15 protein-coding genes are annotated in these 15,914 nt (G+C 73.1%); 7 read left to right on the top strand and 8 right to left on the bottom strand.

The features are described 5' to 3' along the window. The first annotated feature begins 172 nt into the window (after positions 1–172). Entirely contained in the window at positions 173–412 is a 240-nt protein-coding gene (locus ID554_RS10615) for a hypothetical protein (RefSeq protein ID WP_117230321.1), read from the top strand. 29 nt (positions 413–441) lie between these two features. On the opposite strand, the gene ID554_RS10610 is transcribed toward ID554_RS10615, so the two are convergent. Next, positions 442–2,913 carry a helicase-associated domain-containing protein gene (locus ID554_RS10610; protein WP_117230320.1) on the bottom strand — a complete coding sequence of 824 codons (2,472 nt, stop codon included), beginning with the start codon at positions 2,911–2,913 and terminating at the stop codon, positions 442–444. Between the two features lie 83 nt (positions 2,914–2,996). Here ID554_RS10610 and ID554_RS10605 point away from each other — a divergent pair, with 83 nt between their 5' ends. Together ID554_RS10605 and ID554_RS10600 are read left to right on the top strand one after the other, a co-directional pair. Continuing rightward, on the top strand, positions 2,997–3,620 hold the full coding sequence (locus ID554_RS10605) for an HAD family hydrolase (RefSeq protein WP_117230319.1): 624 nt from the start codon (positions 2,997–2,999) through the stop codon (positions 3,618–3,620). 28 nt (positions 3,621–3,648) lie between these two features. Next, positions 3,649–4,035: a cold-shock protein gene (locus ID554_RS10600; RefSeq protein WP_091455543.1), complete on the top strand. Its 387-nt coding sequence runs from the start codon at positions 3,649–3,651 to the stop codon at positions 4,033–4,035. On the opposite strand, the gene ID554_RS10595 is transcribed toward ID554_RS10600, so the two are convergent. Then, a complete protein-coding gene (locus ID554_RS10595) occupies positions 3,996–4,844 on the bottom strand; it encodes a 1,4-dihydroxy-6-naphthoate synthase (RefSeq protein ID WP_117230318.1) in 849 nt (282 codons plus the stop codon). The two genes, ID554_RS10600 and ID554_RS10595, sit on opposite strands and share 40 nt — an antisense overlap. Before the next feature lie 589 nt (positions 4,845–5,433). On the opposite strand from ID554_RS10595, the gene ID554_RS10590 reads away from it, so the two are divergent. Further along, complete coding sequence (locus tag ID554_RS10590) at positions 5,434–6,288, top strand: GNAT family N-acetyltransferase (protein WP_223884524.1); 855 nt, start codon at positions 5,434–5,436, stop codon at positions 6,286–6,288. Between the two features lie 116 nt (positions 6,289–6,404). On the opposite strand, the gene ID554_RS10585 is transcribed toward ID554_RS10590, so the two are convergent. Together ID554_RS10585 and ID554_RS10580 are read right to left on the bottom strand one after the other, a co-directional pair. Continuing rightward, positions 6,405–7,055 carry a futalosine hydrolase gene (locus ID554_RS10585; protein WP_117230317.1) on the bottom strand — a complete coding sequence of 217 codons (651 nt, stop codon included), beginning with the start codon at positions 7,053–7,055 and terminating at the stop codon, positions 6,405–6,407. Then, complete coding sequence (locus ID554_RS10580) at positions 7,052–8,710, bottom strand: MFS transporter (protein ID WP_117230316.1); 1,659 nt, start codon at positions 8,708–8,710, stop codon at positions 7,052–7,054. The genes ID554_RS10585 and ID554_RS10580 overlap by 4 nt, the downstream gene beginning before the upstream one ends. 87 nt (positions 8,711–8,797) lie before the next feature. Between ID554_RS10580 and ID554_RS10575 the strand changes: the two genes are divergently transcribed. Beyond that, positions 8,798–9,634 (top strand): DUF3027 domain-containing protein, encoded by an 837-nt coding sequence (locus ID554_RS10575; RefSeq protein WP_117230315.1) that lies wholly within the window; start codon positions 8,798–8,800, stop codon positions 9,632–9,634. 43 nt (positions 9,635–9,677) lie between these two features. On the opposite strand, the gene ID554_RS10570 is transcribed toward ID554_RS10575, so the two are convergent. Next, positions 9,678–9,920: a DUF2530 domain-containing protein gene (locus tag ID554_RS10570; protein WP_191088777.1), complete on the bottom strand. Its 243-nt coding sequence runs from the start codon at positions 9,918–9,920 to the stop codon at positions 9,678–9,680. A gap of 179 nt (positions 9,921–10,099) precedes the next feature. Here ID554_RS10570 and ID554_RS10565 point away from each other — a divergent pair, with 179 nt between their 5' ends. Both ID554_RS10565 and ID554_RS10560 read left to right on the top strand, forming a co-directional pair. Then, complete coding sequence (locus ID554_RS10565) at positions 10,100–10,549, top strand: MarR family winged helix-turn-helix transcriptional regulator (protein ID WP_117230314.1); 450 nt, start codon at positions 10,100–10,102, stop codon at positions 10,547–10,549. Between the two features lie 76 nt (positions 10,550–10,625). After that, entirely contained in the window at positions 10,626–11,903 is a 1,278-nt protein-coding gene (locus tag ID554_RS10560) for an MFS transporter (RefSeq protein ID WP_117230313.1), read from the top strand. 171 nt (positions 11,904–12,074) lie between these two features. On the opposite strand, the gene sepH is transcribed toward ID554_RS10560, so the two are convergent. The 3 genes from sepH to ID554_RS10545 all read right to left on the bottom strand — a co-directional run bounded on the left by sepH (position 12,075) and on the right by ID554_RS10545 (position 15,879). Next, entirely contained in the window at positions 12,075–13,154 is a 1,080-nt protein-coding gene (sepH, locus tag ID554_RS10555) for a septation protein SepH (protein ID WP_117230312.1), read from the bottom strand. A gap of 262 nt (positions 13,155–13,416) precedes the next feature. Further along, positions 13,417–14,544 carry a phosphoserine transaminase gene (gene serC, locus ID554_RS10550; RefSeq protein WP_117230311.1) on the bottom strand — a complete coding sequence of 376 codons (1,128 nt, stop codon included), beginning with the start codon at positions 14,542–14,544 and terminating at the stop codon, positions 13,417–13,419. A gap of 228 nt (positions 14,545–14,772) precedes the next feature. Continuing rightward, on the bottom strand, positions 14,773–15,879 hold the full coding sequence (locus ID554_RS10545; RefSeq protein ID WP_117230310.1) for a citrate synthase 2: 1,107 nt from the start codon (positions 15,877–15,879) through the stop codon (positions 14,773–14,775). Between the last annotated feature and the right edge of the window lie 35 nt (positions 15,880–15,914).

The raw sequence follows: 15,914 nt of genomic DNA, 5'->3' as shown, positions 1-15,914 counted from the left end.
GTGTTGCATGCGCGACCGGGTCACCAGAAAGTCGCCGACCAGCAGCAACGCCGGTTCACCGTCGCCTGCTCCGGGGTACGGACTGGGCCGGATCGTCACGCGATGGTGCTGGTCGGCAGCCGTCCGGAATGTCACCCTGGACGGCAGGGCCGAACCGTACAGGGGAGGGCGCATGACCGTTGACCAGGAAATGATTCTCGACCGCGAGCAGGCGCAGTCCACAGAACCCGTCTCCACCGCCACGGTGATCGCGTACGCGACCGTCGGGGTGGCGCTGTTCGGCTGGTTCCTCTTCGGCTGGCTCGTCCTTCAGCAGGGCTTCGTGGACTCGGTCGGTGAGGCGCTCGGCACCGGCTTCGCGCTGCTGCTGGTCGTGGCGATCGTCGGATCGGTCCGGCGCAGCCTGCGCTGACCGGTCACGCCCTCAGCCACTGCGTCACCTCACCTCTCCAGCACGGCAGCAGTGATCCGGTGCAGCGCGAACGTGTGCAGCATCTCGGTGCGCTCGTCCTCGGCGCGCAGGTAGCCGGCGCCCAGCGAGACGGGCCGTACCAGCCGGGACGCGGTCGCCCCGTGCGCGTCGACGTAGCCGACCCAGACCAGCGCCTTGTCGCGTACCGCCTGTTGCAGCACCGCCAGAGCCTCGCTGTGCCCGGTCACCGGGGTCGGGCCGGCCGGCGTACGGCCTCGCACCGCCGCCGGTGCCCGCCGGGCCGCCCGCGCCGCCGCGTCACCTCGGCGGATCTGCTCCACCACGCCCAGCAGGCGCGGCAGGGGCAGCCGCGGAGTGGCCAACGGGTCGAGGGCCCGGGTGGCGACCGAGACCCGGGCGGGTGCCCGCCGAGCCTTCGGCCGGGTCAGCACCGCCGAGCCGGTGGCGTCCTCGGCCACCGGGGCGTAGCCCGCCTCCCGCAGCAGGGCCAGCATCCGCCCGGCCTGGTAGGGCGTCACCAGCACGGTGGGCGCGAGCCGCCGCAGCGCCAGCGCCTCCACCCGCCGGTCCGCCAGCACCTCGGCCAGCAGCGCCTCGTCGTCGCTGCGCAGGTACGCCCCGGCGGAACCGACCCGCAGCCCGCCGTGCTTGCGGGCCACGTCGTCCACCAGGTACGTCAAACCCTGCGGCACCGGGGTACGGGACCGGCGGCGGAACAGGTCGTGCAGGTCGTCGGCGGAGTAGCCGGCGTCGAGCGCTCGGCGCACGCTGGCGGTGGTGATCCGGTGCACGCTCGCCCCACCTGCGGACTCCGGCTCGGCGATCACCTCCAACTCGGCGGCGAGCGCCGGCTCGGGCGGGCCCGGCACCACAACGGTCAGGTCGGCCTGCACCAGGAAGTGGTCCACCGGAGCGGGCAGCAGCGCGTCCAGCGCCCGCACGGCGGTACCCGCGCCGTCCTCGGCGTCGGCCCGGAGCCCGAGCGGGTCGTCCGCGTCGCGGTCCTCGCTCGCGGTCGCCTCGGCCAGCAGCAGCCGCCCGTACGAGGTGAGCGCCCCCAGCCCCGTCACGCCCAGCGTGGCCGCCTCGGCCAGCACCTCCCGATGCGCCGCCTCCCGGCCCCGGCTGCGGCGCGGTGCCCGCCAGTCGAGCAGCGCCAACACCTCGTCGATGGTGGGCGCGCTGGCCGGTTCCAGGTCGGCGAGTACGCCGAGCACCGCCCGCCGGGCGGCAGGTGCCCCGGCGCGTTCCGCCTCGGCGGAGAGCACCGTGATCGGGCGGTCCCGGTCGTCCCGCTGCCCGACCAGCCCGACCTGGCGGGTCATGGTCAGCCAGGCCCGGGCCACCTGCTCCCAGCGCTGTGCCAGCGAACCGGCCCGCCACATCTCGTACCCGGCGGTGGGCATCACCTGCTGGTCGGCGCCGTACCGGCCGGCGGAACCGGGCAGCTCCACCTCGCCGGTCAGCCCGGTCGCGTACGCGACCTCCAGCAGCAGCGCTGCGGCCTGCTCGTCCAGGCCGGTGGCACGCGCCAACCGGCGCAGGTCGCGTACGCCCAGGCCACCCGAGCGGAGCACCGGCGCGGGTTCGGCGGCCAACTGTTCCAGCAGCGCCTCGGTGTGGCGTACCACCTCCATGGTCTGCCCGGCCCCGGCGGAGTCGGCGGCCTTCGGCTCGCGCGGGGTGCTGACGACCGCCGGTGGGCTGGTGCGCAGCGGACCGAGCGGCCCGGTGTCGCGGCGCAGCAGCAGCCCGACCTCCCGGGGCAGCTCGACCATGCCCGCGGTGCCGCCCTTGCCACCGGCGACCCGCACCAGCAGCCGATGGTCGACCAGCCAGCGGACCGGCGAACCGGTCGCCGTCCCGCCGTTGGTGTCGTCCGGCGGCAGGTCGTCGTCGGTGCCGACGGCCGGGGCCCGCAACGCGCCGGCCGGCACGCTGCCGACCGGTGGCCCAGCCGCCAGACGGTCCAGGATGGCCCGCGCCGACGGCGGCGCGGAGAGCAGCGTGCGTCGCAGCTTCGCCGGGTCCGCGCAGAGCGCGGCCGTGCGCGGGTCCAGCTCGGTGGCGGGCCGGCCGAGTCCCGCCGGGTACGGGGAGATCTCGTCGACGCCGCCGACCAGGCGCAGTTGGTGGTCGGGGCCGTACAGCAGGAGAAGGGCGCGTAGCCGGTCGACGGCGGCGCGGACGGCGGCCGGTGCGGGCGGGTGCGGGCCGGCGGTGGCCATCGCGAGAACCCCGTCGACCGAGGTGGTGCCGTCGGCCGGGTCACGGGTCAACCGGGCGGCATCCATGATCAGCAGGGTGAACTGGTCCAGCCCGTCCAGCGCGCGTGACACCGAGACCCGGGACTGGGCCCGGATGGCGAGGGCGGCGACGTCGGTGGGCACCGGCACGACGAGGTCGGGCCGCGCCTGGAGCAGCGCGGCGAGCGACTCGTCGGGCAGCGCCCGCAGGTGGTCGGCGAGTGAGGTGCTCATCGTCGTTCCACGCTAGCCCGGCCGGGGCCGCTCGCGCCCATCGGACGTCCCGGCTGGTCTGGGTGGCCGGGTAGCTTCGCAGCATGCGCCAACTGACGGTCGGTTTCGACCTCGACATGACCCTGGTGGACTCGCGCCCCGGCATCGCCGCGACCTACCGGGCGTTGACCGAGCGGACCGGCGTACCCGTCGACGCCGAGGTCGCCGTGTCGCGGCTCGGCCCGCCGCTGCGGACCGAGATCGCCCACTGGTTCCCGCCGGAGCGGGTCGACGAGGCGGTGCACGCCTTCCGCGAGCTCTACCCCGCGTACGCGATCACGCCGACCGTGCCGCTGCCCGGCGCCGTGGCCGCCCTCGACGCGGTACGGCAGCGGGGCGGCCGGGTGCTGGTGGTCACCTCGAAGCTGGGGCGGCTGGCCCGGCTGCACCTGGAACACCTGGGTCTGACGGTCGACGAGGTGGCCGGCGACCTGTTCGCCGAGGGAAAGGCGACGGCGTTGCGGGAGCACGGCGCGACCCACTACGTCGGTGACCACGTGGCCGACATGGTGGCGGCACAGGCGGCCGACGTGCCCGGGATCGCGGTGGCGACGGGCCCCTGTTCGGCCGACGAACTGCGGGCCGCCGGGGCCGCGACCGTGCTCGTGGATCTCACCGGATTCCCAGCGGCACTCGACGGCATGATCCGGCTAGCCTTGAGGCAGTAGACGTCTCAAGCGAAGCAGGGGTTCTCAGGTGCCTACGGGTCGAGTGAAGTGGTACGACGCGGCCAAGGGATACGGGTTCGTCACCAGTGACGAGGGTGGCGACGTGTTCCTGCCGAAGGGCGCGCTACCGGCGGGTGTCACCGACCTCAAGGGCGGCCAGCGGGTCGACTTCAGCGTGGTGGACAGCCGGCGCGGCGCGCAGGCGATGGGAGTGAAGCTGCTCGACGCCCCGCCCTCGGTGGCGGAGCTGCGGCGCCGGCCCGCCGAGGAGCTGCACGGGCTGGTCGAAGACATGATCAAGGTGCTGGAGGCGAAGGTCCAGCCGGACCTGCGCCGGGGCCGCTTTCCGGACCGCAAGACCGCGCAGAAGATCGCTCAGTTGGTCCACGCGGTCGCCCGCGAGCTGGAGGTCTGAGGCACGAGCCCGGCGTCGGCGGCCCGGCCGAGCAGCGCCTCCACGGCAGCGAACCCCGCGTCCCCCAGGTCGGCGGTGAACTCGTTGACGTAGAGGCCGATGTGCCGGTCCACCACGTCGGGCTCCATCTCCTGCGCGTGCGCCACCACGTACGCCCGACTGGCCGCCGGGTCGGCCCAGGCCCGCTGGACGGACTCCCGGATCCACCCGGCGGCCTGCTGTGGGTCGACCACACCACGCCGGGCCAGGATGGCGCCGAGCGGGATGGGCAGCCCGGTGTCGGCCTCCCACCACTCGCCGAGGTCGACCAGGGCGGTCAGCCCGTGCCGCGGATAGGTGAAGCGGGCTTCGTGGATCACCAGCCCGGCGTCGTACCGCCCGGCGGCCACCCCGGGCATGATCTCGTGGAACGGCACCACCTCGATGCGGCGCGGCGTCCGGCCGGCGGCCCAGAGCCGGAACAGCAGGTACGCCGTGGTCCGATCGCCCGGCACCGCCACCGTCGCATCACTCAGGTCGGTACGGTCGGGCCCACCGTCCCGGTCGGCCCGGGTGAGCACCAGCGGCCCGCACCCGCGCCCCAGCGCACCCCCGCAGGGCAGCAGGTGATAGTCCGCCAGCAGCCATGGCAACGCGGCGTAGCTCACCTTCACCAGGTCGAACGCCCCCCGCTCGGCGGCCGTGTTGGTGACGTCGACGTCGGCGTACGTCACCTCGACCGGCGGTGCGCCGGGCACCTGCCCGTGCACCAGCGCATGAAAGACGAACGTGTCGTTGGGGCAGGGCGAGATCGCCAGCGAGAGCGCCACGAACCCACCGTAACCCCGCCTCGACCGCCCGCCACCCGCCGGTACCACCACCGTCAGCCCGGAGAGCGGTCCGGAGAGCGGCCCGAGGAGGGGCCCGGCGGCTCTGCGCGCGCATCTGCGCACCGCAGCGGACCGCCGAGGCCGGCGCACCTTGCGGCGCAGCCGCCGGGCCTCGCTCGGCCCTGACACCTTGTCCACCGAGGCCCCTTTCGAGCTGACTGCAGCGACGGATCGGACCTCGCCACGACAGTGGACCGGGCCACGAAGATGGACCGGGTCACGACAGGGGACCGGGTCACGGCAGTGGATCGGGTCACGGCAGTGGACTGGGTCACGGCAGTGGACTGGGTCACGGCAGTGGACCGGGTCCGGAGTCGCGGGGTGGGCGGGGTGACGGGGTGGGGGGCGATAGCACCAACGGTTCAGCTCGAAAGGCAGCCAGGACGAGTACGGGAGGCTCGACCCGTCGGGGCCAGAGCACCTGCCACCAGCGGGTACGGGAGCCTGCCCTGGGAGTTATCCACAGGCGTTGTCCACAGGTTCGCCGGCCGGGTTGAGCGGGCTGCCTGGTTCGGTCAGCATCGATGGCATGGGGGACAGCGACGGCATGGGTGGTATTGATGGCACGGGGGACAGCGATGGTGCTGGTGGTGAACGGCTGATTGACGTGGGAGCGATGCTGCGGGCGTTGCGTCGACGAGCCGACCTGAGTCAGCGGGAGCTTGCTGCGCTGTCCGGGGCGCCGCAGTCGACGGTGGCGCGGATCGAGTCGGGGCGAGGCGCCGACCCGCGGTTCCGGACCGTGCAGCGGCTCGTCCGCGCGGCGGGTGGCACGCTGGGCCTCGTTTCGGGCGGCACCCTCGCCACCGGGGACGACCCGGGCCCGGCAGAGCCGAGCGACGTGGCTTCCGACGACGCCTGGCGGGACGCGGCGGGGCGTCGCTATCCGGCCCATCTCGACGCTCGCCGGGTACGCACGCTCAAGGACTGGCCGGGGGCCTGGTGGGCGAACTGGTACTCGTTGCCGCCTGAGCGGTGGCCGTTACGGGTACCCGAGGTGACCTTCGACCTGAATCGGCGGTACCGGGACGAGCGGCGTCTGCGTGAGCGGTTGCTTACCGAGGTGCGGATCCGTCGCGTCACCGACGGCGTGCCGGAGACGTGCTGGCGTCTGGTCGCCGAGCTGTCGGACGGGGATCCGGTCGGCGAGTTGCGTGCCCATGAGCGCAGCCTCGACCTGCTGTACGGCGAGGAGTTGGGTGACCGGCGCGAGGTGGTGTTGGACGGTGTGCTGGTTGCTCCCCGGCTGCAGCGGTTGGGCATCGGACGGCGACTGGTGGGCCGGCTCGTCGAGGAGACACGTGGGGTCGGCCTGGCAGCGGTCTGCGCCATTGCGGAGTTCGGTGGAGCGCGCTTCCTGTCGGCCTGCGGCTTCCGCATCTAGTCGAGCAGACCCGTGTCGTTCCGCCTGGAACACCGGGACCGGCGGGAACAGCGGGGCTGGCGGGAACAGCGGACCAGCGCAGAACGGTGGCGGCTAACGCAGGGCGCGGCCGGCGGCTAACGCAGGGCGGAGGCGGCGGCGGTGAGGGCGACGAGCGCCTCGCGCATCCGCCAGGCATCACGGTCGCGGGGGCCGATCGGGTTGGAGACGGTCCGCAGCTCCGCGAAGGGCACGCCGGCGTGGGCGGCGGCGACGGCCACGCCGTACCCCTCCATGGCCTCGGCCACGGCGTCCGGGTGACGCCGGCTTAACGCCTCGGTGCTGGCGGCGGTGCCGGTCACGGTGTTGACGGTCAGCACCGGCCCGACGGTGGCGTCCGGTAGCGCGGCGCGCAGAGTGGCCAGCAGGGTCGGGTCGACGGCGATGGAGGTGCCGCCGCCGAGCAGTTCTGCCGGCATACCGAGGTCGTCGAGGGGGATGAAGCCGTCGGGCGACTCGGCACCGAGGTCGGCGGCGACGGCCCGGGTGCCGAGCACCGTGCCGCCGACCGGTACCCGGCCCCGGAAACCGCCGGCCACGCCGGCGCTGACCACCCCTCGGTACGGCCGTCCGGCACCCTCGGCGAGGGCGAGGAGACGGGCGGCCGCCGCGCCTGCGACGGCCGGGCCCACGCCCACCGGCACCACCGCCACGGTGGGGTCGGTGAGACCGGCCTGGATCGCCTCCGCCTCAGCGGGTACCGCGGTGACCACGAGCAGACCGGTCACGGGATCGATCCCGGCGAACTGCGTCGGGTCTCGTCGTCGCCGCCGGTGACGGCCGACGACGGACGGTAGATGTGGAAGCCGGGCGGTGCGAGGTCGCGCTCGTCGGCCGTGCCGCCCTGGTAGGGCGCCGGGGAGGTTGGCGCGGCGTCGGCGGCCCTCGCCTGTTCGGCGGCTTCGGCCTGTTCAGCGGCCTTCTTGTCCCGGGCGGCCTGCTCGGTGGCGGCCTGTTCGTCGGCGGCCCGTTCCTCGCTGGCCAGCTCGTCGTCGGTCAGCGGCCGGCCGCGCAACCGCTCGGCCCGCAGCCTGCGGGCCATCTCCATGCCGCGCGCGGCGGCGAGCGTGGCGACACCGGCGGCGACCGCGATGCCGATCCAGCCCTCGAAGGGTACGAGTCCCAGCCCGCCGCCGGCCACGAAGGCGAGCATCAGGGCAGTCTCGGAGTGCGCGAAGGAACTCGCCCGCAGCCGTTCCGGGATGCGTTCCTGGATCGAGGCGTCCACGGCCAGCTTGGCGATGCCGCTCATCATGGCCGCGACCACGCAGAGCAGGGCGACCATCGGCAGGGAGAAGTTCAGGACGGTGAGCACGCCGACCCCGGCCAGGATGATCATGCCGCTGGACTGGAGTGCGGCCGGCCGGTGGATACGCAGTCGGGTGCCGATCGCGGTGGCCAGGAACGTGCCGACGGCCAAGGCGCCGCCGACCACCCCGAGCGCCCCCTCGTCGCCCAGGTCGCGGCCGAACACCACGGTGGTCAGGTCGCCCGCCTTGATGGTGAAGGCGAGGAAGAGCAGCAGGAAGCCGTAGACCGCGCGTAACGTGGCCGCGCCGACGAGGGTGGAGATCACCAACCGCCCGGCGGGTCGGCCCCGGCCGAGTGGTCGGTCACCGGTACGGCGCAACAACGCGCGGAACGGTCGGGGCACCCGCTCCGGTGGCTCGGAGTCGGCCTTCGGCGGTAGTCGGAGCGCCACCACCATGCCGATCAGGAAGATGACCGAGGCGACCCGGAGCGGCCACTGCGGCCCGAACCAGAACGCGGCCAGCCCGATCGGCGCGACCAGGGCACCGGCCACCGTGCCGTACACGCTGGCGCGTGCGCCGACCTGGGACAGCCCGAGTCCTTCGGGCAGCAGTCTGGGCACGGCGGCGGACCGCGCCACGCCGTACGCCCGGGAGAGCGCGAGTACGCCGAAGGCCGCCGGGTACAGCCCGAATCCGTGGATGTAGTCGGAGATCAGCCAGGCCAGGAAGGCTCGGCCCAGCATGGTCGTGGCCAACGCGTACCGCCGGCCGTGCCGGAAGTGGTCGAGCAGCGGGCCGACCACCGGGGCGAGCATGGCGAACGGCACCATGGTCACCAGCAGGTAGAGCGCGACCTTGCTGCGGGCCTCGCCGAGCGGCACGTTGAAGAAGATCGTCCCGGCCAGACCGATGGCGATCAGCGTGTCTCCGGCGCAGGAGACGGCGTGCAGATCGAACATGCGGACCATGCCGGTCTCGCCGCCGGCCCCCCGGGACCGGGCCCGGGCGGCACTGCGGGTCACCCAGCGTCCGCTGCTGACCGAGCCGCGCAGCAGCAGCCGGACGGCCCGGATTCCGGTGCCGACGGTCCGCCCCAGGAGGGACCTCTCGGGGCGGGAGGACAGCGGCATGGCACCCATCCTGAACCATCCACCCGGCACTTGGCGCGCCACCGCCACAGAACACCTCTGGGGAGTGCCTCACAGCCAACCCCGCGCATGGGTGACAATGGTTGGGTGACCAGGCCCACCTCCGCCCGCGCCGCTCGTCTCGACCAGGTCTGCGCCGCCGCCGTCGAGGTGGCCCGCGCCGGCATCACCGAGGTGGATCCCGACGACGTCGGCGACCACCTGCAAGTCGTGGCCGAGGGTGACCGACTCGTCACCCACTACTTCGAGTGCCGCCAGGCCGGATACCGCGGTTGGCGGTGGGCGGTCACGGTCGCCCGGGTGCCGCGCAGCCGGACCGTGACGATCTGTGAGACGGTGCTGCTGCCCGGTCCGGACGCGCTACTCGCGCCCGGTTGGCTGCCCTGGCAGGAGCGGCTCAAGCCGGGCGATCTGGGCCCCGGTGACCTGCTGCCGACGCCGCCGGACGACGAGCGGCTCCAGCCCGGATACCTGCTCTCCGACGACCCGGCGGTCGAGGAGACCGCGTGGGAGTTGGGGCTCGGTCGGCCCCGGGTGCTGTCGCGGGAGGGCCGGGCCGAGGCGGCGCAGCGCTGGTACGACGGCGACCACGGCCCGTCGGCGCCCATCTCGACCGCTGCGCCCGCCGCTGCCCGCTGTGGCACCTGCGGCTTCTACCTGCCCCTCGCCGGTAACCTGCGGCAGTGTTTCGGTGTGTGCGGCAACTTCTACGCGCCCGACGACGGTCGGGCGGTCAGCGCCGACCACGGGTGCGGCGCGCACTCGGAGACCCTGGTCGACGCCGAGACGGCGGTGGACGAGATGCCCACCGTCTACGACGACAGCGCGGTGGAGCCGATGCCGGTTAGCCGTGCGCCCGGGTCCGTGGAGCCCGGCGAGTCGGCGGAGCCCTACGGCCATTCCTGACTGACCGGAGGCGGACCGCCTCGGCGACACGCTGGCGGGTCGCTCAGCCGGCGGCGCGTCGTCGCCGTCGGTGGGTGTCGTGGCGCATCATCACCGCGAGACCGGGGAAGCCCCACAAAAAACCGGCCAGGCAGATCCAGAGCCAGTTCTCGTGACCGCTGTCGACCAGCCGGTCGCGGAACAGCAGCAGCACCAGCCCGGCGACTGCCCAGGCCGCCATCCCGGCCAGCGCGAACGGCACCATCGGCGGGTCGAGCGGCTCGGGGCGGGGCTGCTGCTTCGGCACCTGGCCAGGGTACGTGACGCTTTTCCGCCGCCTCGGGTTCTGCGACGATGGTGCCGGGCTCATCGCGTACGTGGTCATGACTTCCGCTGTTCTGACGCCGGCTCGGGGCCGGTGATCACCCGGGTGAGCGTGGTCATATTCGCTGCCGGCTCCGGGTCTCATTAGCTAGGCTAACTAACGTGACGGAGCGGACGGTGACGGCTCACAGCATGCCACCGGCGCAGCTGGCCCATCAGCTGCGGGATGCGATCACCCGGCTCAACCGGCGGGTCCGCCAGGCCCGGCCGGTCGGTGACCTGACGGTCACCCAGTTGTCCGCGCTCACCAGCCTCAAGCTGGCGGGCGCGCTCACGCCGCGGGAACTCGCCGACGTCGAACGGGTGCAGCCACCGACGATGACCAAGATCGTCGCGAAGCTGGAGGAGCGCGGCCTCGTGCAGCGCACGCCCCACCCGACCGACGGCCGGCAGGTCATCCTCGCGACGACCGAGGGAGGCCGGGCCGTGCTCGACCAGTTCGAGCGGGTACGGGACGAATGGCTGGCCCACCGGCTGGCCGAGCTGAGCGATGCCGACCGGGAGGCCCTGCACCACGCCGCGGAGATTCTGCAGCGAGTCTCCCGCGCCTGACACCGCACACCGGGTGTGCGCCGTGCCGTGACGTCCGTCGTTGATGACGCGTACGACGCGAGGAGGCGCACCAAGCGTGCAGGCGAGGCTCAGCATGATGTTCCAGTCCCTACAGGTCCGCAACTACCGGCTATTCGCGTCTGGGCAACTGGTCAAACTGATCGGTGTCTGGATGATGTTCATCGCCCAGGACTGGCTGGTTCTCGAGCTATCCGGCGATTCGGCCACCGCGCTCGGCGTGGTCGTCGCCCTCCAGTTCACCCCGGTACTCCTGCTCACGCTGATCTCCGGGCGGTTGGCCGACCGGTACGACAAGCGGATGCTCCTCTTCGTCGCCAACGCCTTCTGGACCGTGTTGTCGCTGGCGATGGCCCTGCTGGTGCTCACCGGTCTGGTTCAGCTCTGGCACGTCTTCGTCTTCGCCGCCCTGCTGGGTGTGGCCAACGCGGTGGAGACCCCGGTACGCCAGGCGTTCGTCTCCGAGATGGTCGGCACCCCGTTGCTGCCCAACGCGCTCTCGCTCAACGCGGCCGTGTTCAACTCGGCCCGGATCATCGGCCCCGCCGTCGCCGGTGTCGCCATCGCCCTCTTCGGCGTCGGGCCGGTCTTCCTGTTCACCGCGCTCAGCTCGATCGGCCCGCTGGTCACGGTGATCCAGATGCGTACCGCCGAGCTGCACCGGGAGCCGCTGCCGCCGCGCAACGAGCGGGCCGCGGCGACCGTGCTGGACGGGTTGCGTTACGTCAGCCGGCGCGCCGACCTGGTGCTGCCGATGGTCGTGATGTCGGTGATCGGCATGTCGTTGTTCAACTTCCAGCTCACCCTCGCGGCGCTGGCCAAGACCGTGTTCGAGACCGGGGCGGCCTCGTTCGGCCTGTTCAGCACCACGCTGGCGGTGGGTGCGCTGGTGGGCGCGTTGGCCGGTACCGGGCGGCGCAGCCGTCCCTCGGTCTGGTTGGTGCTGGGCGCCGCGATCGCCTGTGCCGTCTTCGGCACGCTCGTCGGCCTCGCGCCGACGTACTGGATGGTCGTGGTGTTGCTGTTGCCGACCGGCTTCTTCATGGTCTATTTCGCCCAGGCGGCCAACCAGCGGGTCCAACTCGGCACCGACGCGGCGTTCCGGGGGAGGGTCATGGCGCTGTGGGTGCTGGTGTTCCTGGGCACCAACCCGGTCGGTGCGCCCCTGATCGGCTGGGTCGCGGAGACCTTCGGCGCCGGGGTCAGCATCTGGGCCGGCGGCCTGATCTCGCTGGCCACCGCTCTGCTCGCGCTGGCCTGGCAGCTCCGCCGCGACGGTGCCCGGCTGCGGTTCCGGGTGCTGCCGATGCCGCGCTTCTATGTCACCGAGGTCTGAGCCTGTGGTGCCGGTGCGGCGGTGGTGTGGCACGCCTCACCGACCGGGTGGCGGGGCGGCTGGCCGAGGAACTCGTCCTCACCCACAGGAACTGGGACGTCATCTGGCCCACCACCGCCTCGCGGCGTGGCCGCTGTCCTAGCCGGGCACCGGCGTGTGGCCGGTGCCCGATCAGGAGGACTCGCGGGCCGCAGGGCCGCTTCCGAACAGGACGTCGTCCCAGCTCGGCAGGCGCTTACGCGGCTTGGCGCCGGCCTCGGTCGACTCGTTGGTCGTGGCGGCCGGGGCACCCGTGCGACGCGGTCGCAGCACCGCCAGCGACGGCACGGCCGGGATCTCCTTGGGCGCGTCGGCGTCGTCGTCGAAAGCGGAACCCTGACCGCCGCCGAGCAGGGCGGCTGCGCCGCCGCCGACGGCGCGGCGGGGCGTGTCCTGGCCACCGGCCAGCGCGGCCGGCGAGCGGGGCTCGAGACCACGACCCGAGGTGGGGCCGAGCGGACGGTCGAGGGAGGCGAGCAGCGCGTCCCGACCGGCCCGGATCGGATCCCGGCCCGACCGGTTCGGATCGGTCGGCGCGGGCAGCCCGTGCCCGCCCCGGCTCGGCTCACCGCGTGACGGACCGGGCAGGGCGTGCCCGCCCCGCTCCGGTGCCGGCTCCTGGCCGAGGAGCGGCGCGGGCCGCTCGGCGCACAGGTATTGCGCCATGTCGTCGTGCGGGGCCACCGACTGGCGGGTCTTGTCCAGATCCCAGACCGCCTGGGCGGTGGCCTTGCCGGACGGCCAGGTGGCGACGATCCGCCAGGTGCCGTCGTCGCGGCGCCACGCGTCCCAGGAGATCTTCTCGGTGTCGATCCCGTGCTGGGCGAGCCGGCCGTTGACCACTTCGGCGAGGGGCGTGGGCTTCTCGGCCCCCTTGAGTCGGGTGCGGCGGGCGTGCTGGGCGAGCATGGCCCGCTCCTGGAGCACCGGCCCGGCGTAGCGGAGCACCCGGTCGACCGGAACACCGGCGATCCGGGCCACGTCCTCGGCGGACTCGCCGGAACGGATCCGGGCCTGGATGTCCCGAGGGGACAGGGACGGCACCGGGTCGGCGGTGGACGGCGCCACCGCGAGCGTCGGTGCGCCCGGCTCGGCGTGCATCGCTCCGGCGATACGCTCGTCGATGGGCAGGGCGAGCAGACGCCCGACCTCGTCGGCGAGCACCAGGGCCTGGCCGTCCTCGGAGAGGGCGACGAAGCGTACTGGGCGCATCGCGTTGCCTCCGTCCCGCTTCGCTGGCCGTACGCCACGAGCCGGCCACCCGGGGCGTTGCGCTCCACGGTACGCCCATCCGGGCCCAGGTGGGAGACGCCACGCCCGGGCAAGTCGAGCTGAGCAGCCTAATTCCCCGCCGCCCAGCGCTGTGCGGCGGGTCAGTACCGCGAGCGAAGCGCGGGCAGTGGCGTTGGTCGCAGTACGACGCGGGCCCGGCGACCGTGGGTCGACCGGGCCCGCAGGGTCACCACGAGCTTACTCAGAGTCGCTCGACGACGTAGTCGATCGAGACGGTCAGCGCCTCCACGTCGGCCGGCTCGACGGCCGGGAAGAGTGCCACCCGGAGCTGGTTGCGGCCCAGCTTCCGGTACGGCTCGGTGTCCACGATGCCGTTGGCCCGCAGCGCCTTGGCGATCGCGGTGGCGTCCACCCCGTCGGCGAAGTCGACGGTGGCGACCACGTTGGAGCGCAGCGTCGGGTCGGTGACGAACGGCGTGGCGACGGCCGAGCGCTCGGCCCAGCCGTACACGGTCGCGGCGCTCTCGGCCGTGCGCTTGGCCGCCCAGGCCAGCCCGCCCTGGGAGTTCATCCAGTCGGTCTGCTCGGCGGCGAGGAAGATGGTGGCCAGCGCCGGGGTGTTGTAGGTCTGCTCCAGCCGCGAGTTGTCGATCGCGGTGACCAGGTCGAGGAAGGCCGGGATGTACCGGCCGGACGCCTTGATCTCGGCGGCCCGCTCCAGCGCGGCCGGCGACATCAGGGCCAGCCAGAGCCCGCCGTCGGAGCCGAAGCACTTCTGCGGGGCGAAGTAGTAGACGTCGGTCTCGCCGACGTTGACCTCCAGGCCGCCGGCGCCGGAGGTCGCGTCGACCAGCAGCAGCGAACCCGGGTCGGCGCCGGCCACCCGGCTGATCGGCACCGCCACACCGGTCGAGGTCTCGTTGTGCGGGGTGGCGTAGACGTCCACGCCGGCCTCGGCGGTCAGGGTCGGCGCGCTGCCCGCGTCCGACTTGCGGATCGTCGGCTCGCCCAGGAACGGCGCGTCCTTGACCGACTTGGCGAACTTGGCGCCGAACTCGCCGAAACTGGCGAACTGGGCCCGGTCACGGACCAGGCCGAACGTGGCGACCTCCCAGAACGCGGTGGTGCCGCCGTTGCCGATGACCACCTCGTAGCCCTCGGGCAGCGAGAAGAACTCGGCGATGCCGGAGCGCAGCCGGGCCACCTGGTCGCGGACGGTCTTCTGCCGGTGCGAGGTGCCCAGGTAGCTGGTCGCCACCTCGGCGAGCGCGGAGACCGCCGCCGGACGGACCTTGGACGGCCCGCAGCCGAACCGGCCGTCGGCGGGCTTGATCTCGTCGGGAATCCGGATGGTCGGTGCGTCAGCCACGGTCGTAAAGATCCTTCCGCATGGGTCGGGGCCAATTCATCCTTGCACCCGTGGACGCCTGACCGGGCGCTGGTCCCAGCCCCAACCGTGAGTCGTCCGCCACAGGCCGTGGCGTCGCCCACATACCTCGCCGCCGCACCGTGCCGCCCGACCTGACCTGGATGTCTGGATGTTAGGAAGGGACCCCGGTACTACCGGAGACGGTAAAAAGGGTCCCTTCCTTACACCTCAGACGTCGTGCGGGACGGCGTCCCAGCCCTCCACCTCGTGCGGCTTGCGCGGGCCGTGGCCCACGTACCGGGCGGAGGGGCGGACCAGCCGCTGGAGCCGCTTCTGCTCCAGGATGTGCGCGCTCCACCCACCCATCCGGGCGCAGGTGAACATCGAGGTGAACATGTGCGCCGGCACCTCGGCGAAGTCGAGCACCACGGCGGACCAGAACTCGACGTTGGTGGCGAGCACCCGGTCCGGTCGGCGGGCCTGCAACTCTGCCAGCGCGGCCCGCTCCAGCGCCTCGGCGACCTCGAAGCGCGGCGCACCCAGCTCCTTGGCGGTGCGGCGCAGCACCCGGGCACGCGGGTCCTCGGCCCGGTAGACGCGGTGGCCGAAGCCCATCAGTCGCTCACCCCGGTCGAGCACACCCTTGACGTAGCTCTCCGCGTCGCCGCTGCGCTCGACCGCCTCCAGCATGCTCAGCACCCGCGACGGGGCGCCGCCGTGCAGCGGGCCGGAGAGCGCACCGATGCCCGACGAGATGCAGGCGGCGGCGTCCGCGCCGGTGGAGGCGACGATCCGGGCGGTGAAGGTGGAGGCGTTCAGGCCGTGCTCGGCGGCGGAGATGAAGTACGCGTCGACGGCCTTGACGTGCCTCGGGTCGGGCTCGCCGCGCCACCGCTTCATGAAGCGCTCGACGATCGTCTCCGCCTTGTCGATCTCCTTCTGCGGCACCGCCGGCAGCCCGAGGCCACGGGCGGACTGGGCGACGAAGGACAGTGCGGTCACCGATACCCGGGCGAGGTCCTCCCGCGCCTGCTCGTCGGAGATGTCCAGCATCTGCTGCAAGCCCCAGTACGGGGCGAGCATCGCCACCGCGGACTGCACGTCGACCCGGATGTCGCCGGAGTGCACCGGCACCGGGAACGGCTCGGCGGGCGGCAGGCCCGGGCCGAACCGGCCGTCGACCAGCAGCGCCCAGACGTTGCCGAAGGAGACCTGGCCAATCAGATCCTCGATGTCGACGCCGCGGTAGCGCAGCGCGCCACCCTCGCGGTCCGGTTCGGCGATCTCGGTCTCGAAGGCTACGACGCCCTCAAGTCCGGGCTTGAAATCCGCCATCTCACTACTCCTGGTGTGTGGTCGGTGCGCCAGCC

The sequence above is a fragment of the Micromonospora craniellae genome, from assembly GCF_014764405.1.
Taxonomy (GTDB): Bacteria; Actinomycetota; Actinomycetes; order Mycobacteriales; family Micromonosporaceae; genus Micromonospora; species Micromonospora craniellae.
This window is presented reverse-complemented; position numbering and strand designations above follow the sequence as displayed.